The following is an 18645-nucleotide window of genomic DNA, read 5'->3' as shown; positions in this document are numbered from 1 at the left end:
AGTTAAGTATTGATAATAAATACTTAACGCAAAATAGCATTAATACAGCACGTTATGATTTACAATAGGGTAAGTGCATTATAAAGCGGCTCATAAGCTAGAGTGAAAAAGGGAATAACATGAGTTTATTAATTACCGGTGGTACTGGTTATATTGGTAGTCATACCGTTGTTGAGTTACTGCAACAGCAAACAGCACAAGATATTATTATTGTTGATAATTTATCTAATTCATCAACTAAAGTACTCGATAGAATTTCGGCAATTACAGATAAGTCTGTGACTTTTGTTGAAGGGGATATTTGCGATGAAGAAGCCATGGAAGCATTATTTACCCAATATACAGTTGATGCCGTTATTCATTTTGCCGGTTTAAAAGCGGTTGGTGAGTCGAGTGAAATCCCATTAGCGTATTATCAAAATAATGTAGCAGGCACCTTAACGCTATTGAAAGTTATGGCTAAGCATAAGGTGAAAAACCTTGTCTTTAGCTCGTCAGCAACGGTTTATGGTAATAATGCCTCACCGCTTGATGAAAGCATGTCAACTTCTGCAACCAATCCTTATGGGCAAACCAAGTTAATGGTTGAAGAAATTCTTTTTGATTTGGCAAAAAGTGACAGCGACTGGTCTATTGCTTGTTTACGCTATTTTAATCCTATTGGTGCTCATGCATCAGGGTTAATTGGTGAAAACCCTAATGGTATTCCGAATAATTTATTACCTTATGTAGCGCAAGTTGCTGTAGGTAGGTTACCTGAATTACAAATTTTTGGTGACGATTATCCAACTAAAGATGGCACCGGCGTTAGAGATTATATTCATGTGGTTGATTTAGCACAAGGGCATGTCAAAGCGTTGTTGAACTTAGACAAAATTAATGGATGTCAGGCAATTAACTTAGGTACAGGTAACGGCACTTCAGTACTTGATATTGTGAATACCTTTGCACAAATTAGTGGTCAAGAAATACCCTATAAAGTAGTGCCGCGCAGAGCAGGGGACTTAGCGACAGTTTTTGCTGATGCTAGCTTAGCCTCAACATTATTGAATTGGCAAGCCAAACTGGACTTAACGGCGATGATTTCCGATACATGGCGTTGGCAGTCTGAAAACCCTAATGGCTTTTAGCTTATGGTTTGATTAAAGTTACTGTACTCATGTTACTGTATTCATGTAAATGTGTTAATGCAAAGGTATGAATGTAAAAGCCCAACTGTTGTTGGGCTTTTTATTGTTACTGCGTAATTTAATTAGCTGTGACGTTACTCACTAATTGCTTGGGTTTGCTCATCAGCCCAAATTAGTGATTGATTATATAGCTCAATTACCTTGTCTTTATCTAAAGTTAATTTTTCAATAATATCATTAGTATTATCCCAGTTGGCGCGCTCAATACAGGCTACGAGTTTAATGACATCAGCCATTAAGCCTTCCTTGGTCAGTAGAGGCTCTTTAATATCTTGCGAAAGCGGAAGCTTTTCTAAAACAATTGACATTTCTTCATCTAAAATGGCATCAATCATTGATAATAAACCGGTTAGAAATGCAATAGATACATCAAACTTGCTAGGAAGCTCTTGTGCTACAAACTCACAAAATTTAGCGCGAGTCATCGCAAGATTAATTAACTCTGACGGCTTATCTGGATTGGCATTTACAGCAAACATTAAGCCAATAAAGCGTTTTAACTCTGCAGAGCCTAAAATAACTAAGGCTTGCTTTATTGTTGAAATTTCACTGCGACGCCTAAAAATAGCTGAATTAGCGTAACGCAATAGTTTATAAGACAGTGATACATCACGCTCAAATACACCGGTAATGTTGTTTAAATCAAGCTCTGTTTTTGATGTTTCGTATAGTAACTCAGCCATAGCCATTTGAGAGGGCGATAAGCTTTTTGTTTTCATCATTTCAGGCTTTGCAAAAAAATAGCCCTGAAAATACTCAAAACCTAGGTTGAGCATTTGGTTATACTCTTCGTAAGTTTCAACTTTCTCCGCTAATAACTTAATATGTGGAAAAGCACTAATAGCGCCGATAACTTGTTTTATTTCAGCTAAGTCACTTTGTTGTATATCAATTTTTATAATGCTGATGAATGGGTAAAAATGCGCCCAGACACTTTGATGCTCGTAATCATCTAAGGCAAGGGTATAACCCTTTTGGTGAAGATCTTTACAAAGTGCCAGTAACCTTTTTCCTGGCTTTACTGTTTCAAGAATTTCTATTACCACTTCTTCAGTGGTGAGCATCTCAGGATACCCTTGACTTAGTGTTTCTAGTGTAAAATTAATAAAGGCGGGTTTATTACCCGTTAACTCACTGATCCCCATCGTAAATTGACTTGCTTCAATCATTTTACTAGTTGCTTCATCTCCATCAATATCGGGAAATACGTTATCTAAGCTGTCTCGGAAAAGGAGCTCATAAGCAAAGAGTTTTTTGTGCTTATCTAAAATGGGCTGTCTGGCGGCGTAAAAATGCATATTGTTTATAGGCTATGTTATTTTAAGGAGAGTATGATTATTAAATATATGGCAAAGTTACCAGCTTGTCATTTTATTTTGTACTTGTGTTCGTTTTCTTACAGCGACAAAACATCGATTTTCAAGCAGACCTATATTTTTACGGCTATTTTTGTTAGTTTAACGAATATTATTTTAAAATATATACAGTTAATTGTGTTTTGCTAAATTTTTAGCTGGTTATTGTTAACTCAGAAGAGGAAATACTTTGGAATTTGCCACGCTACTCTCACTATCACTTTACTTTATCGTTATGCTAGGTATTGGTTTATACGCCTATCGTAAGTCAACCAGCGATGTTTCAGGTTACATGTTAGGTGGGCGTAATTTATCGCCAGGGGTTGCAGCATTGTCAGCAGGTGCCTCGGATATGAGTGGTTGGATGCTGATGGGCTTACCTGGTGCCATGTATATTTCAGGGTTGAGTAGTTTATGGATAGCTGTTGGTTTAGTGATTGGTGCTTTTTTAAATTATCTCATTGTTGCGCCGCGTTTACGTACTTATACAGAAATAGCTAATGACTCGATAACCTTACCAGATTTTTTTGAAAACCGTTTTAATGACAAAGCACATTTGTTGCGCATTGTTTCTTCTGTCGTAATTGTTATTTTCTTTACCTTATATACCTCAAGTGGCATTGTTGCAGGCGGTAAACTATTTGAAAGCTCTTTTGGTTTAAATTACGAAGCAGGCTTGTATATTACCGCTGGTGTTGTTGTTGCTTATACCTTATTCGGCGGTTTTTTAGCCGTAAGTTTAACCGATTTTGTGCAAGGCTGTATTATGTTTATTGCTTTGGTACTAGTACCTGTTGTTGCTATTTCTGAGGTGGGTGGCGTTTCGGCAATGAATGAGATTGTCACTCAGCAAAATCCTGACTTATTAAATATGCTCAGTGGTGTTAGTGCCTTAGGCATTATTTCGGCGATGGCATGGGGCTTAGGATATTTTGGGCAACCGCACATCATTGTTCGTTTCATGGCAATTCGCAGCGTTAAAGATATGCCAACAGCTCGTCGTATTGGTATGAGCTGGATGATCGTTGCAATTATTGGTGCGATGGCCACCGGTTTTTCTGGTATTGCTTATGTAAATCAAACGGGGATGGCGTTAAAAGACCCGGAAACTATTTTTATCGTTTTATCGCAACTGTTGTTTAACCCATTAGTGGCAGGCTTTTTATTAGCGGCTATCTTAGCGGCTATTATGAGTACTATTTCATCACAATTATTGGTTACTTCAAGCTCATTAACCGGTGATTTTTATCAGATATTTTTAAATAGAGGCGCTAGCGAAAAACAGTTAGTGCGAGTTGGTCGTATCTCTGTGTTTTTAGTGGCTTTAGTGGCTATTTATTTAGCTTATGATCGCGATAGTAGTATTTTAAGCTTAGTGAGTAATGCTTGGGCTGGTTTCGGTGCCGCCTTTGGCCCAGTTGTTATTGCTTCTTTATACTGGAAAGAAACTACGCGTAATGGCGCTTTAGCAGGTATGATTGTTGGCGCAGTTACAGTACTCTTCTGGATTTATGCTCCTGTTACTGTTAATGGCCAGCCGTTAGGTGCACTGATGTATGAGATTGTACCTGGCTTTATCGCTTGTTCATTAACTATTTATTTTGTAAGTAAGTCTTCTGGAACAGTCGATGAAAGTATGCGCGTTAAATTTGATGAAATGCTAAGCCTTCATCAAAAGTAAATCATTGTATTGTATTTTGACTACACTTAGGTGGGCTTTGTTTAAACCAATCAAAGCCGCTTAGCTGCCTTTGGCATTATGATGAGTATTTTATTAAAGTTAAAATACTCATCATTTGTAGCTACCGCTTATTAGCGGTTAATCAGCAAAGGTACTGACTTTAATGGTTACAAAAACAAAAAAGCACCAATAAAGGTGCTTTAATTTTATTTGTTGCTTGATAAATTTTATTTTTTCTTAAGTCTACGAGCAGCTAAGCCCATAAAGCTTAATGCGAAGATAGCAAGGGTAGATGGCTCTGGCACTTGAGTGAGATTATAGGATAGTGATCCAGCTAAAGCTCTAGAGTTATATTGATTGCCAAAAGCATAAGAGCGACCTAAACCAGCATAAACAGATAGGTTCTGATCCCCACCAACAAGTTCATTTAACGTAACTGAGTCATTATAGTGTATTCCACCACCAGAGGTATTAGTGAAATATAGCCCGTAGGTTGTATTTGAGTTTAAGTATAAGTTTTTAAAGCTCCATGTTGCGGTAGCTCCCTCTCCATAACCGGTAAAGCCAGTAATCGAGTCGTGTAATGTCCAAGCACCAGCGTTAGACTCATTACCTGAAAGCCCACCTTCAATGAAGTAAAGCTCATAAGTTGATGTGGCGTTATAAAAGAATGTAGATATCTCAGCTAAGTTAACTGCACTTGTCCCTGTCATAACGTCAAACATTATACCTCTTTGTCCATTATTTGAAGTATCAAGAGAGTTTACAGTGATTAAACTTGCGTTAACAAAACTACTTAGAGATAAAACTAAACCAGCAACCGCTGCTTTTAACATTTTCATATTCATCTTATTTTCCTTGTAATACTTTCATCAAAGAAAGTGTGTATTTATTAAAATCTTTAAATTAAGAGCAAGTATAATGCCTAAACCTTAAAGAGATTAATTATCAGTGAGTTACCTTCTCCGGTAAGTTATTTTAAGGTTATGTGTAAAATTATTAGACAGGTTAATTAAAATATTGGTAGGTTAGTTAATATTTATAGGTAGAAGAGGGCGTAGAAGTAAGCTTGAGTGTAACCTACTGCTTTTATAACTTTTCTAGCGAATTACTTTGCAAGCCTGAAGTAATGTTTTTACTCTTACCAAGTAATATTAAAACCTCAAAAAACAAAACGCTTTTGGCTGATGCTTAAAAGCGTTTTAGGGTTTAAGAACGTTATTTAGTTACGGTTATATCGTCCAATTAATATTTTTACTGAGTTTATCTTGCCATTGATTTAGCGATTCGCTTTTATCACCCACCACAATAACATTAGCTTGATTAAAAGCAGCAGACTCTCCAAAGAGGTGTTGGTCGCTAAATTTATCAATAAAGGTCATTTGATCATCTTTAGGTACAATGAACACGTTCACAGGGCTAGTCTTTCCTTGATAAACCAAATGTAGGCTCTTCATTCCACCAAAACGACAATAGTCGGCAAAAATCAGCTTGCCTAATACATCTGTGAAGTTACCGTTAAATGTTGCCATTTTACTATTTAATGACGCTAGCGAAATCAAACGACTATTTGCATTAGCCCCGTTATCGGCGAAATGCTCTGCTTCGTGATAAACGTGTGCTAAGGAGTAATCACCCAAGTTGTTGTAGGCACTATTAAATTGTAAGTAGTTAATAAATAACGCACCTAAAATAGCGACTGAAGCTGCCATTGCTAAATGTAGCCGCTTTTTACGTTTATGTTGCTGATGGGTTGCCAATGTTTGGCGTAATATCAATTTATTACATAAATCATCAGGTACAGGCACTTGTAATGCCTGCTTAATTTTTTCATCTAGCAGTGACATGTCATGTGCTATCTTTTGCCTATTTGGAGCCTTATCCATTGCCGCGAGTAACTCTTCGTCTTGGCTTTTGGGATCACTGTAAATGGCGCGTCTGAATTGTAAGTCATCCATTATATAAACCTCGTTTTGCTGGCTCAGACTCTAAAATGTCTTTTAGTTGGTTACGTGCTCGAAATAGCCGAGTCATGACAGTATTTTTATTGAGATCTAACATCACCGCGATTTCTTCACCACTAAAGCCGCCAAGCACTTGTAATACCAACGGCTCAGAGTATTCATTAGGTAACTGAGCAATTTTATCTCTTAGCCAATGGCTTTCCATTGTTTGTTCATGTGAGGCTGATTGTGTGTCAGTGATAGTTGACTCTTCATACTCACTCATATCAAAACGCTTACGTTCAAAACGTCGAGCGTTTTCTCGTCTGAGGATCGTTATTAACCAAGACTTAGCGGCTTTTTCGTCTTTTAAAGAGTCAAGAGCACGCCAAGCACGTAAAAAGGTTTCTTGCACTAGGTCTTCTGCCACTTGCTTTTCATGGCATAACCAATAAGCATAACGGTATAAATCCCCGTGTAGCGCTTTTACGAGCGCCTCATATCTAACTTGTTTTGTCATCATGAATTAATAGACCTAGCAGGAGATAATTTACTTTCAAAATTTTTCAGTAATTTCACACAAAGAGCATTTTTTATTGAGGTTATTTCTAGTGAAGCTTTCATTGAAACTATAAAGAGCATAGTTCAATAATACCGTCGGACAAGGGTAGGCGAGGACAGTATTACATTCCCTTAATGGTGCTTTAGTTGAAATTAGTTGAAATTAGTTGAGATTAGTTGAGATTAGCTAAAATCAGCCGTGCTGATGGGGCAAGTCTCCCACCTATTACTCAATAGGATAGGAGACTGTTATGGCGCTAAGGGTTAAGCTGCCACGGTTGATTGCTTTTGTCGCTGTTTGGCTTTTGATTTATTTGTGTAATTACCGCTAATAAAGCGATGCCATGCCATGATGGCGCACCATTTGTGGCACTTTTTCCGTATAAATGCTGCTGCAAATCATTAAGGGCTGTGGCAAATGCTTGCTCATTAATAAGCGTTGGAACTTCGGCAATATTAGTCACCAATTTATTCTCGTTGTTACTATCTTTTGAGGTGATGATGTCGCTCTCAATAAGTTGATTTAGCCAAGGAATAATTAAGCTAAGTGCTGTGGTAGCGTCATTTTTCTTACAAGCATTAACTAATTGCTGATAAGCGTTGCCAGTGGTTAAGCTTGTCGGTTTATTCGTTACTTGGCGTTTGGGAGCTGCGCTATATTGTCGTTTTAAATAGATAACATGGACTAACCATAAGATTAGGGTTAATAGCCATAACCCCAAAAACAACCACTGCATAGTGTTATCTGACGTTGCAACAACCGTGGTAGCAGAGCCTTGAACGTTATTTTGAGCACTCTGACTTGACTGAATAGTGTTTAAGCCGTTGTTTTGCTGATTAGTTTGAGCGCTATTTTGATTGTTAGCTAAATTATTCGCTAATGTATTTTCACCGGCAACTACCGTAATCTCTTTTGCTGGTAATGTGGCTTGTTCTGTTTTATTGGTAACGGTATTAAACCAAGTCACCGTTAACTCGGGTAGGGTGAATGTACCTGCTTGACTTGGAACTATGGCAAAATTTTGAACTTTTTGGCTCACCAAGCGATCCGTTGTCATGTTGGTGTGAAGCTGTGCTTGATCTGGGTATACCTTAAAACCTTTACTATGTTCCATTACTATTTCAGGTAGTTGTGCTTTTGAAAGCCCTGCTGCTGTTAAGGTAATTGTTCGAGTAATAGGCTCTCCAACTGTAAACTCACCTTCATTGGCAGGCCATTCTTGATGTAAGGTTAATATCTCAGTAGGCAACCAAGGTGTGTTTGGTGGATAGCTCAGCGGAATAGGGAGCACTTTAATACTTTGTGGCTCACCAACCACGCTAACGGGTTTGGTTTCGGCAAAACTTAAGAAGCTAGAGCGCCCACGGCTGGCGACCATAATATCCCCTGAAAAAACTGGGGCATCAATAGTAAACTCACCACTTTCTTGTGGGGTGATTGCGTAGGTTTGTTCAATAACGCGATAACGCTTGCCATTAATAATTGTACTGGTTTGTTGGTCTTGTCCTATTTTTTCAATTGCAGCGCCAGGGAATGATGGTTCACTTAAATTACCGCTTTTAAGCTCTACGGCAAAATGTAGCTTTAAAGTTAAGGTGAAAAGTTGCTGAACATAGGTTTGGCTGCTCGACAGTGTAGAGGTGACAAAAATATCTTGTTGATCAGCATCTTTATCACTTTTTTCCAGTACGACTAAACTAATAGGAGCCGTTTTTTGACTGTTAACCGTTAATGCTGGAATAGTGTGTTTACCTGTTCGTCTCGCAATAAGCACGATTTGCCACTGCGAGGTTAACGTTGTTTTAAAGTTGATGCTACTTGAGTAAGACCTAAATGATGTTCTACCAACAATAAAGTCAGCTAACAAAGGTGAAGTATCAAGTGCGCGTTGATCAACGTCATCATCTGCAATAACGGTAAGTACAATAGACTCATTAACCATCACCGGATTTTTATCAACCGACGCAGTTACTTGTGAAAGCGCGTAGCTTGGCAAGCACAGGAAAAAACTACTCAATAAGCTCATGGTGAGGGCTGCTTTTACCAATGACCCTTTAAGCGATGACAATATTTTTACCACTTTTTATTTACTCCTTTAGCCTTACTATCATGTCGGCGTTTTTGGTACTCTAACCGCATTTTGTTGCGTAATAATAAATAAGGATCGTCGGTGACTTTATTTATTGTTTGTTGATATTTTTGGTTTTCTTCTTGCGCTTTTTTATCGCTTGCTTGTTGCGCAGGTGTTTTTTCACCGTCTTTATCTTCTTCGCCGTCTACTGCTTGAGCTGCTTTTTCTTCGGCTGATTTTTCTTGCTGCCCTTTATCTTGCTCAGCTTGTGCGCTATCACTTTTTTTATCGTTAGCATCATCACTTTGCTCACCGTTTTGTTGTTGTTCTTGCTGCTCACTTTGTGATGACTGTTGCTCAGAGCTTTGTTGTTCATCACTCTGCTGCTCTTTATTTTGCTGATCTTGGCCTTGCTGTTTATCACCCTTTTGTTGATCTTGCTCGTTCTCGTTTTTGTCGCCGTTTTGTTGATCAGACTGTTGCTGCTGTTGCTGTTTTTCTTGAGCGGCTTTGGCTTGTTTAACTGTTTCTAGGTTTTTTTTGGCGTCTGCTAAATCAGGGTCTTGCTTGAGTGCCTGTTGATAGCGCTCAATTGCTTCATCATATTGTTGCATTTGTGCAAGGGAGTTCCCTTGGTTATAGAGCCCATTAGCACTATTGTCTTGCTCAAAAGCCTTCAATGCTTGCGGATAATTTCCGGCTTTGTAATGTGCGCTACCTTGCCATTGAGGGTGCTCAAATTGCTCAGCAGCATTATTGTATTGCTGTTGGTTAAATTGCTGCTGTGCTTGTTGATCTTTAGTTTTCCATAAATTTTGCCAAATACTGTTTTTTTGCTGCGATTGTGACTGTGTTAGCGCATTGCTAGTATCAGTGTTGTTGACTGTGCTATTTACAGTACTATTCACACTACTATTCTCTGTATTACTAGACTCTGCTTGGTTTGCATAGCTAGGTGATGGGGCACCACTAAGTAAGATAAGTAAAGATAATGGCGCGATAAAACCGAGTGATAATACGCCAGCACCACGTCTAAAATAAGTTAGAAGTAACGGCAGAGCAATCAATAATAACCAAGGGCCTTCTTCTTGGTATTGATCACCTTGCATATTTTGTTCTTCATTGGCTGTATTGTTCTCGTTTGAGGTGCTATTGCTTTCTTTTTGATTATTTAAATCGCTGTGTAAATGCTGAGTCAGTGTTTTTATATCTGCATCATTACTGGTGATAGTGCTGTAGTAACCATTACCTCGTTGCGCTAAACCTGCCAGTTTACTGCTGGGTAGTTTAGGTATGACAATGGCACCGCTATTATCTTTTAATAACTCACCTGTACTGAGTTTTATTGGAGCACCGTCAGTGGTTCCAACACCTAATATATTTAAACGATGGCCGTATTCGTTAGACCACGCATAAATATCAGCTAATTCTTCGTTATCAATATCATCGGTAAACCAATAAATATCGCCTTGAACATGACCCGAATTTTTTAGGGTTTGATGGGCTAATGTTAAAGCAGCTAAGGCATTAGCGCCAAGAGTTGGCATAATATCAGGTGATAAAGATGGTAGTAAAAGCTCAATGTTTTTAATGTCTTGAGTAAGTGGACTAATAGTGAAAGCATCACCAGCATAAGCAATTAAGCCAATTTCACCTTCGTTAATTGCCGTTAACAAGTCATTCGCTTTATAACGAGCACGAGTTAGCCGGTTAGGCTTTATGTCGGTAGCATACATAGAATAAGACATATCCATTATTAATACCGAACCACGTTCTACTTGATAAACTGGCTGTGGTAACTTCTGCCATGCTGGGCCCGCAAGCGCAATAATAACTAAGCTGCCAATAATGAATGGTTTACACCAAAAGCAAGCGCTTTTATTGACGCTGCTTTGTTGACTGACCTTTGGTTGAGCTGATTTACTTTCATTTGCTAACAGTACTTTCGTTAAATGTTGCGGGAGAAAGTGTTGCCAAGGAGACTGAAAAACACGAGCTTTTTTAAGTAAGTACAAGGCTAAAAAAAGTGCGAAAAAAGCAAGTAACCACCAAGGTCGGATAAAGTGAAAATGGCTAAGTATTTCATTATTCAACATATCACTATTGATAAGCTGAGAAATAAAAGATGTATTTGGCAAGGACATAATTAGTGCTGACCTTTTGTTGTTGTAGAATTAACGCTATTGTGCTGATGGGTAAGCTGCTTACGGATAAAGAGTAATGACAGTAGGCTAAAATTCATACTCACTAAATATAAAAAAGCGAGTAATGCTGCAATGGCTAATGGCCAATAAAATAAAGCGCTAAGAGGGCGCATTTGTTGCTGGTCTTGCTCTATTGGTTCAAGTGAGTCGAGTAGCGCATAAATATCACTCATACTTTGGCTATCTCGTGCTCTAAAATATTGACCGCCTGTTTGTTCAGCAATTTGGGTCAAACTGGTTTCATCTAAATCACTTGATGGGTTGATGCGCTGAGCGCCCCAAAGAGATTGTTGCATCATGACATCAGCACCAATACCTATAGTATAAATAGTGATCCCTTTGTTTACGGCTAAGGCTAGCGCTTCTTCAGGAGAGATTTTTCCTGAAGTATTTTGTCCATCGGTTAAGAGAAGCAATACTTTATTTGACTCTTTTTTGGCATCAAAACGTTTTACCGCAAGCCCTATCGCATCACCAATAGCCGTTTTTCTGCCCACTAAACCTAGCTCACTTTCATGGAGCATTTGTTTAACTGTTTTTCTGTCAAAGGTCATTGGTGTTTGCATGTAAGCATCGTCAGCAAAAAGAATTAAACCAAGGCGGTCACCAACGCGGCGCTCAATAAAGTCACCTAGAACCACTTTTAACATTTGTAGGCGGTTAACATTGCGGCCATTAAGGCTCATATCTTCAATGTCCATACTGCCAGATAAGTCGACAGCTAACATCATTTCACGACCTTGTGTCGGAATATCAACCGGCTCACCTAACCATTGCGGTTGTGCAAGTGCGGTTATAAAAAATAACCAACATAAAGAAAGTACAACTAAAGGTGACTTTTTTTGCTTATCACTTTGTTCAACACTGCTGGTGGTTTGGATTAATAACGGTACTTTTAGCGCGTTATTTTTAGGGGCTCTTTTTTTAGCCGGTAACCAATAAATAATAATAGGTAAAGGTATTAAGGCTAATAACCAAGGCCAAGCAAAACTGATCATGGTTTATTTTCCTCAAGTTGTGTTGTATTGATAATATTTAGAGCTTTTATTGGTAGCGCATTTTGTAACCACAGTTTTACTGCGGCTTTACAGTGCTTATCAATACTTTCTTGATTGTTACTGTTAGCACAATCACTTGGTTGATATTGCACCTCAAAAGCGGGTGTTGATAACGCTATAAACTGACTATGATATTTTGACGGTAATTGTGCGACTAAAAAATGTTGAAAGTTATAACCATAAAGCTTGGCAATATCAGCTCTATTAGCGTATTGCATAACGGCCCATTTGAGTAAGTTAAGGCTTTCATTAGCGTTAATGTTTTTATGGGTGTTAAGTTGTTGCAAAGCATGATTTTTTGCGGCATTCAAACGTTTGTTCTGCCGATAATACTTAGAAAATAACAACAGTGAAATAATAATGATGATTGCTAGTAACCACCAACCAAAAGCGATAGGTAGACTACTAATTTGCTCAGGCAAATGAATATCGTTTAAAGGTAATGTTGGCGGTTGCTGTGGCCCAAGGGCTTGATTTGTTGTCATTATAAAAGCGCTCCAGCATTTTTTAGTTGCTGTTCAAGGGTTTGTCCCGCGCTAAATTCAATAATACGAGCGCCAGTTTCTTGTAAACGCTGTCGCTTTTGAGTGTGCATTAGGCTTGCTTGTTGTTGGTAACTTATCTCGGTGTTTTTATGGCCCAAGGTCAATTGTTGCTTATCAATGCCATCCGTTAACGTTACGGTTAATTTTCGGGTACTGGCGGGGAGGGTAAACTCAAGCGAGTCGTTAATTAAACAAACGACTAATTCACAGTGTTGGCTTATTTGTGCTAAATGACGCAGCGCATGTTGTTGATTATCATCGTAATTAATAAATGCTTGCCCGTCGGTAATTAAATACACTAATGAGCCTGGTTTGGCGAGGTGGCGTAAACGAGCACAATGTGAATCAAAATCTTCAGGGTGCTGTTCAGTATTATTAGGTTTTGCTAATAACGTTAAGGCATGTAGGTAATGTAATACCCCAGCTTTGCGGCTACGGGGCTTTAACTCAACATGTTTATCATTATTAAACACTAAACCGCCAAGTCGATCGCCTCGGCTTTTCGCATGCCAAGCCACTAACGAGGCTAAATGTGCGGCTTGAACCGATTTAAATAACAGCTGACTGCCAAAATGCATACTGGTACTTAAATCGGTTGCGATTAGAACAGGGCGCTCTATTTCTTCACGAAATAGTTTAGTGTGAGTAGTACCTGTTCTAGCAGTAACTCGCCAATCAATCGCGCGGATATCGTCACCGGTTTGATAATGTCGCACTTCATCAAACTCCATACCGCGACCTTTACTGCGCGATAAGTAATTACCTGACTGCTTTCCTTGAACATTTTTTCGCGCAACTAAGTTAATTAATGCACATTTATTTTGATAACGCATTAACTCTGTTAGTGATAACTCAACCCCATTGCTGGCAATACTTGCCAGTAATGATTCGCACGAATGTTCTACAGAGTTATCAGTACCTTGATTTTTTTCTTTACGGGCAAACCACATAAAATTACTCATTCATTAAGAAAAACACGTTGCACGAGTTAATTAGGCTACTGCCACTAATGTGAGTAAATGATCAAGCACCTGATTGGCGGTAATACCTTCGGCTTCAGCTTGGTAACTCAGTAATATTCTATGGCGTAAAACATTATGAAATACTGCTTGAATATCTTCAGGGCTAACAAAGTCACGGTTATGTAACCAAGCGCGAGCGCGAGCACAGCGGTCAAGCGCAATGGTTGCCCGAGGACTGGCCCCAAACGCTAACCAAGCCTTAAGTTGTTCATCGTATTTTTCAGGTTGGCGTGTCGCAATAATTAAATCGACTAAGTACTTTTCTAATGCTGGCGCCATATGAATTTGTAAAACTTGCTCGCGAGCCGAAAAAATTTCAGCTTGGCTAAGCACGCGTAAATCAGCTTTTGACTTTTCAGTAGCATGACTTGAGGTTAGTGCCTCACCACGATTTAGCTTTAATATTTCAAGCTCGCTTTGTGCGTCAGGATAATCAATTTCAATGTGCATTAAAAAACGATCAAGTTGTGCTTCGGGTAGTGGATAAGTCCCTTCTTGTTCAATAGGGTTTTGCGTTGCCATCACTAAAAAAAGCTCAGGTAAGTCGTAGGTTTTTCTACCGACGGTAATTTGTCCTTCTGCCATGGCCTCTAATAAAGCCGACTGCACTTTGGCTGGTGCACGGTTAATTTCATCGGCAAGTACTAAATTTTGAAATAAAGGACCTTCTTGGAAAACAAAAGTACCGTCTTCTGGACGATAAATATCAGTACCTGTTAAATCTGCAGGAAGTAAATCGGGGGTAAACTGAATACGGTGAAAGTCGGCCTCTAAACCGTTAGCTAACGCATTAACGGCACGGGTTTTAGCTAACCCCGGAGGACCTTCAACAATTAAGTGCCCATTCGCTAACAATGCAATAAGTAGGTTTTCAACAAGAGATTCTTGACCAATAATTTGTGAAGACAAGTGCTTTTTTAGAGTAGAAAAATGTTCAATAGCCATGGCGGTTTCTTTTAAATTTCTTATAGTTAGTTAAGCGATAACGGATGTTAAGGTTTATTTACTATTTTATATAGGGCTATTGCTAAATAAAACAAGAGATTCGTAACAAAATTTTAAATTGCTTTAGGTAAAACTGCATTACCTAAGCTTTGAGGTAAATAGCCTAGGATTGGCATAGTTAACCCTACGATATCGCTTTAAGTAAAAATAAGCTTTTTTGATGAAATTTTTGCTTAGTTGATTAAAATCAATTAACTTAGAGGTCTGACCTCTATCTCTCTAGCTTAAAAAGCACTATTGGAGTAATAAATGACAACAAAAAAATTAATAACCTCAAGTGGTGAACGTATCGCCATTGTTGCGGGGCTACGCACCCCCTTTGCTAAGCAAGCAACAGCCTTTCATGGTGTGCCTGCGGTAGATTTAGGTAAAGTGGTCGTTAATGAACTTTTGCAAAAACATGATGTTGATCCCGCTATTGTTGACCAACTTGTCTTTGGACAAGTAGTACAAATGCCCGAAGCGCCAAATATTGCACGTGAAATTGTGCTCGGTACTGGTATGAAAGTACAAACCGATGCTTATAGTGTTTCTCGTGCTTGTGCGACTAGCTTTCAATCAACAGTTAATGTTGCTGAGTCTATTATGGCTGGCACGGTTGATGTGGGTATTGCAGGTGGCGCAGATTCTTCATCGGTTGCTCCTATTGGTGTTTCTAAAAACCTTGCACGTGCCTTAGTTGATTTAACTAAAACCAAAACACTCGGCCAAAAGCTGGCGGTCATTCGACGATTAGGCTTTAAAGATTTGCTACCGGTATCACCTGCGGTTGCTGAGTACTCAACAGGAATATCGATGGGGCAAACAGCCGAGCAAATGGCAAAAACCTATCAAATATCACGACAAGATCAAGATGCATTAGCGCATCGCTCTCATACCTTAGCAAGTCAAAGTTGGCAAAACGGTTTATTAGATGGCGAAGTAATGAGCGCACATGCTGAGCCTTACAAAGGCTTTATTGAGAAAGATAATTGTATTCGTGATAATTCAGTGCTTGAAAGTTATGCGAAATTACGCCCAGTATTTGACCGTAAACACGGTACAGTTACCGCAGCGACGAGTACGCCATTAACAGATGGTGGTGCCGCCATATTATTAATGAGAGAAGGGCGAGCTAAAGAGCTTGGCTACCAGCCATTAGGCTATATTCGCAGTTATGCTTTTTCAGCTATTGATGTTTGGCAGGATATGCTCATGGGACCAAGTTATGCGACTCCACTTGCGTTACAACGTGCAGGAATGGAGCTTGCTGATTTAGACTTAATTGAAATGCATGAAGCTTTTGCCGCTCAAGCGTTAGCCAATATGAAAATGTTTGCCAGTAATAAGTTTGCCAAAGAGCAGCTTGGGCGCTCAAAAGCCATTGGCGATATTGACATGAATAAATTTAATGTCATGGGGGGCTCACTTGCTTACGGCCACCCGTTTGCGGCAACAGGCGCTCGTTTAATAACGCAAACATTAAATGAATTGAAACGCAGAGGCGGCGGTGTTGGTTTAACAACAGCTTGTGCAGCAGGTGGTTTAGGTGCAGCTATGATAGTGGAGACAGACTAATGAGTAACGACAAGGTAGAAAACAGCAAGGTAAAAGACTGTGCTGACAAAGACGGCGCTGTTGATAATCAAGCAGCAGAAAGTCACACAGCAACTCACGCTGCAAGCCCGAACAGTGCCTTTTCACTCGTAAAACATGATAATGGTATTGCCCATTTAGTGATGGATGTTGCCGATGAAAGTATGAATACGCTAAAAGCGGAATTTGCTGAGCAAATAACGCAGGTGCTTGCTCAAATTAAAGCCGACACCAGCATTATTGGTATTGTGTTATGTAGTGGTAAGCCTGACTCTTTTGTTGCTGGCGCAGATATTAACATGCTAAATGCTTGTCAAACTAAAGAAGAAGTGGTCGCGTTATCACGTCAAGGGCAAATGATTTTTGCTCAGCTTGAACAATTAACAATACCTATTGTTGCTGCGATTAATGGTCCTTGTTTGGGGGGCGGTCTAGAATTAGCAATGGCGTGTCACGGCCGTATTTGTAGTGACAATGCTAAAACAGCATTAGGCTTACCTGAAGTACAATTAGGGCTATTACCCGGTAGTGGTGGCACTCAGCGTTTACCTAAGTTAGTTGGGCTACAGAAGTCTCTTGATATGATGCTAACGGGTAAACAGTTGCGTGCTAAACAAGCACTAAAATCAGGCTTAGTCGATGATGTTGTACCTAACAGTATTCTTATTAGCGCGGCAGAAAATTTAGTACTATCATTTAGCACTAAAGGTAAGCATTACCATAAATCACAGCGAAAAATTGGCTTAGTTGAAAAGCTACTCGCCAATAAAGCAGGTCGAAATATTGTTTATCAACAGGCTGAAAAAAGCGTGTTGTCAAAAACCCAAGGTAATTATCCTGCCCCATTAAAAATCATTGATTGTGTTCGTACTGGACTTGAAGCCTCATCAACCCAAGGCTACCAAGTTGAAGCTGAGCACTTTGCTGATTTAGTTATGAGCAGCGAATCGCAGCAGTTACGCCATTTATTTTTTGCTACTACTGAAATGAAAAAAGAGCAGGGCGTAGCCGATGTTAAAGCTGAAGCTATTTTAAAGGCTGGCGTGTTAGGTGGTGGTTTAATGGGAGGCGGTATTGCTTTTGTTACGGCGACCAAAGCCAATGTACCAGTACGTATTAAAGATATTAATCATAAAGGTATTAATTCTGCTTTAAAGTACAGCTACGATTTATTGAATAAAAAAGTAAAGCGCCGTTTTATTTTGAAGAGTGAAATGCAAAAACAGCTCGCGATGATCACGGGTACTGTTAATTTTACTGGCTTTAAATCAGTTGATATTGTAGTTGAAGCGGTATTTGAAGACCTAGCGCTTAAACAAGAAATGGTAGTTGCTGTTGAAGAGCACACTCAAGAGCAGACTATTTTTGCGAGTAATACTTCAAGCTTACCTATTCATAAAATTGCTGCTCAGGCTAAACGACCAGAAAATGTTATTGGTTTACATTACTTTTCACCGGTTGACAAAATGCCTTTAGTGGAAATAATTCCACATGAAAACACCTCAGACAAAACCATTTCAACCACAGTAGCTTTTGCTAAAAAACAAGGCAAAACGCCTATTGTTGTTAAAGATAAAGCGGGCTTTTATGTCAATCGAATTTTAGCGCCTTATATGAATGAAGCCGCTATTTTGTTGCTTGCGGGCGAGCCTGTCGACAAAATAGATAACGCCTTAGTGAAGTTTGGTTTCCCCGTTGGTCCAATGCAGTTACTTGATGAAGTAGGCATTGATGTTGGTGCTAAAATAGGCCCTATTTTACAAGCAGATTTGGGTGAACGTTTTGCCGCGCCAGCGGCTTTTGACAAGTTAATTGATGATGGCCGTTTAGGAAAAAAAGTGAATAAAGGCTTATACCTTTATAAACAACCTAAAAAAGGGCTGGTTGCTAAATTAACAGGGTTAATCAAACCATTACCAAGTAAACCAGTAGATGAGAGTATTTACCCATTATTAGGCATTACTCCTAAAGGTAAGCTAAGTGCTGAAACTATTGCTAAACGGTGTCTTTATATGATGCTTAATGAAGCAGCACGCTGTGTTGATGAAGGTATTGTGCGAAATGCTCGAGATGGTGATATTGGCGCTATTTTTGGTATCGGTTTCCCGCCATTTTTAGGTGGTCCACTGCGTTATATTGATAGTGTTGGGGCTAAATCTGTTGTTGCCCAACTAAGTCAATGGGCGGAGCAATATGGTGAGCGTTATAGCCCTTGTCAGGCTTTAATAACCATGGCTGAGAATGAGCAGAGTTATTACTAAATAACCTGAGCTCGGTAGTAAGCCATTAAACGTCAACTTTATGTGGTTTAATGTTTTATTGTTACTGAGTAGTTAATATGATGTTAGGAAATTATTTCCCTATTGGTGGCAATATATTGACAGAGAAGAGGGCAAGCTATTGCCCTTTTTTATTCATACGTTATTCATAAGTT

14 protein-coding genes are annotated in these 18645 nt (G+C 39.1%); 4 read left to right on the top strand and 10 right to left on the bottom strand.

From position 1 onward, the window contains the following. Nucleotides 1-119: 119 nt before the first annotated feature. Nucleotides 120-1130 carry a UDP-glucose 4-epimerase GalE gene (galE, locus tag KO495_RS01905; RefSeq protein ID WP_215978713.1) on the top strand — a complete coding sequence of 337 codons (1011 nt, stop codon included), beginning with the start codon at nt 120-122 and terminating at the stop codon, nt 1128-1130. A gap of 134 nt (nt 1131-1264) precedes the next feature. On the opposite strand, the gene KO495_RS01900 is transcribed toward galE, so the two are convergent. Continuing rightward, nucleotides 1265-2488 (bottom strand): HDOD domain-containing protein, encoded by a 1224-nt coding sequence (locus KO495_RS01900; RefSeq protein ID WP_215978712.1) that lies wholly within the window; start codon nt 2486-2488, stop codon nt 1265-1267. A gap of 247 nt (nt 2489-2735) precedes the next feature. Here KO495_RS01900 and putP point away from each other — a divergent pair, with 247 nt between their 5' ends. Further along, complete coding sequence (gene putP / locus KO495_RS01895; protein ID WP_215978711.1) at nt 2736-4226, top strand: sodium/proline symporter PutP; 1491 nt, start codon at nt 2736-2738, stop codon at nt 4224-4226. A 227-nt stretch (nt 4227-4453) separates the two neighbouring features. On the opposite strand, the gene KO495_RS01890 is transcribed toward putP, so the two are convergent. The 9 genes from KO495_RS01890 to KO495_RS01850 form a co-directional block, all read right to left on the bottom strand. Continuing rightward, nucleotides 4454-5074: a PEP-CTERM sorting domain-containing protein gene (locus KO495_RS01890; RefSeq protein WP_215978710.1), complete on the bottom strand. Its 621-nt coding sequence runs from the start codon at nt 5072-5074 to the stop codon at nt 4454-4456. A gap of 384 nt (nt 5075-5458) precedes the next feature. After that, nucleotides 5459-6184 (bottom strand): DUF3379 family protein, encoded by a 726-nt coding sequence (locus KO495_RS01885; RefSeq protein WP_215978709.1) that lies wholly within the window; start codon nt 6182-6184, stop codon nt 5459-5461. Further along, nucleotides 6177-6692 carry a sigma-70 family RNA polymerase sigma factor gene (locus KO495_RS01880; protein ID WP_215978708.1) on the bottom strand — a complete coding sequence of 172 codons (516 nt, stop codon included), beginning with the start codon at nt 6690-6692 and terminating at the stop codon, nt 6177-6179. Before KO495_RS01880 ends, KO495_RS01885 begins: the two co-directional genes overlap by 8 nt. Nucleotides 6693-6987: 295 nt before the next feature. Continuing rightward, nucleotides 6988-8757 (bottom strand): BatD family protein, encoded by a 1770-nt coding sequence (locus tag KO495_RS01875; RefSeq protein ID WP_215978707.1) that lies wholly within the window; start codon nt 8755-8757, stop codon nt 6988-6990. A gap of 47 nt (nt 8758-8804) precedes the next feature. Further along, a complete protein-coding gene (locus KO495_RS01870; RefSeq protein WP_215978706.1) occupies nt 8805-10946 on the bottom strand; it encodes a VWA domain-containing protein in 2142 nt (713 codons plus the stop codon). A gap of 2 nt (nt 10947-10948) precedes the next feature. Beyond that, a complete protein-coding gene (locus tag KO495_RS01865) occupies nt 10949-12004 on the bottom strand; it encodes a VWA domain-containing protein (protein WP_215978705.1) in 1056 nt (351 codons plus the stop codon). Beyond that, complete coding sequence (locus KO495_RS01860) at nt 12001-12549, bottom strand: DUF4381 domain-containing protein (RefSeq protein ID WP_215978704.1); 549 nt, start codon at nt 12547-12549, stop codon at nt 12001-12003. Before KO495_RS01860 ends, KO495_RS01865 begins: the two co-directional genes overlap by 4 nt. Then, nucleotides 12549-13559 carry a DUF58 domain-containing protein gene (locus KO495_RS01855; protein ID WP_215978703.1) on the bottom strand — a complete coding sequence of 337 codons (1011 nt, stop codon included), beginning with the start codon at nt 13557-13559 and terminating at the stop codon, nt 12549-12551. Before KO495_RS01855 ends, KO495_RS01860 begins: the two co-directional genes overlap by 1 nt. A 42-nt stretch (nt 13560-13601) precedes the next feature. Next, nucleotides 13602-14576, bottom strand: coding sequence for a MoxR family ATPase (locus tag KO495_RS01850; RefSeq protein ID WP_215978702.1), 975 nt, complete (start codon nt 14574-14576; stop codon nt 13602-13604). A gap of 309 nt (nt 14577-14885) precedes the next feature. On the opposite strand from KO495_RS01850, the gene fadI reads away from it, so the two are divergent. Beyond that, complete coding sequence (gene fadI, locus KO495_RS01845; RefSeq protein ID WP_215978701.1) at nt 14886-16193, top strand: acetyl-CoA C-acyltransferase FadI; 1308 nt, start codon at nt 14886-14888, stop codon at nt 16191-16193. Then, nucleotides 16193-18472 carry a fatty acid oxidation complex subunit alpha FadJ gene (fadJ, locus tag KO495_RS01840; protein ID WP_215978700.1) on the top strand — a complete coding sequence of 760 codons (2280 nt, stop codon included), beginning with the start codon at nt 16193-16195 and terminating at the stop codon, nt 18470-18472. Before fadI ends, fadJ begins: the two co-directional genes overlap by 1 nt. Nucleotides 18473-18645 lie beyond the last annotated feature (173 nt).

Source organism: Colwellia sp. D2M02 (assembly GCF_018860755.1).
Lineage (GTDB): Bacteria > Pseudomonadota > Gammaproteobacteria > Enterobacterales > Alteromonadaceae > Colwellia > Colwellia asteriadis.
Note: the sequence above shows the minus strand (reverse complement) of the source record. Positions and strands in the feature narration are given on the sequence as shown.

What these genes read in the sequence shown, in the direction of transcription:
- galE (WP_215978713.1), top strand. Translation starts at nt 120, where the DNA reads ATGAGTTTATTAATTACCGGTGGTACTGGTTATATTGGTAGTCATACC.
- KO495_RS01900 (WP_215978712.1), bottom strand. Translation starts at nt 2,488, where the DNA reads ATGCATTTTTACGCCGCCAGACAGCCCATTTTAGATAAGCACAAAAAA.
- KO495_RS01890 (WP_215978710.1), bottom strand. Translation starts at nt 5,074, where the DNA reads ATGAATATGAAAATGTTAAAAGCAGCGGTTGCTGGTTTAGTTTTATCT.
- KO495_RS01885 (WP_215978709.1), bottom strand. Translation starts at nt 6,184, where the DNA reads ATGGATGACTTACAATTCAGACGCGCCATTTACAGTGATCCCAAAAGC.
- KO495_RS01880 (WP_215978708.1), bottom strand. Translation starts at nt 6,692, where the DNA reads ATGATGACAAAACAAGTTAGATATGAGGCGCTCGTAAAAGCGCTACAC.
- KO495_RS01875 (WP_215978707.1), bottom strand. Translation starts at nt 8,757, where the DNA reads ATGAGCTTATTGAGTAGTTTTTTCCTGTGCTTGCCAAGCTACGCGCTT.
- KO495_RS01870 (WP_215978706.1), bottom strand. Translation starts at nt 10,946, where the DNA reads ATGTCCTTGCCAAATACATCTTTTATTTCTCAGCTTATCAATAGTGAT.
- KO495_RS01865 (WP_215978705.1), bottom strand. Translation starts at nt 12,004, where the DNA reads ATGATCAGTTTTGCTTGGCCTTGGTTATTAGCCTTAATACCTTTACCT.
- KO495_RS01860 (WP_215978704.1), bottom strand. Translation starts at nt 12,549, where the DNA reads ATGACAACAAATCAAGCCCTTGGGCCACAGCAACCGCCAACATTACCT.
- KO495_RS01855 (WP_215978703.1), bottom strand. Translation starts at nt 13,559, where the DNA reads ATGTGGTTTGCCCGTAAAGAAAAAAATCAAGGTACTGATAACTCTGTA.
- KO495_RS01850 (WP_215978702.1), bottom strand. Translation starts at nt 14,576, where the DNA reads ATGGCTATTGAACATTTTTCTACTCTAAAAAAGCACTTGTCTTCACAA.
- fadI (WP_215978701.1), top strand. Translation starts at nt 14,886, where the DNA reads ATGACAACAAAAAAATTAATAACCTCAAGTGGTGAACGTATCGCCATT.
- fadJ (WP_215978700.1), top strand. Translation starts at nt 16,193, where the DNA reads ATGAGTAACGACAAGGTAGAAAACAGCAAGGTAAAAGACTGTGCTGAC.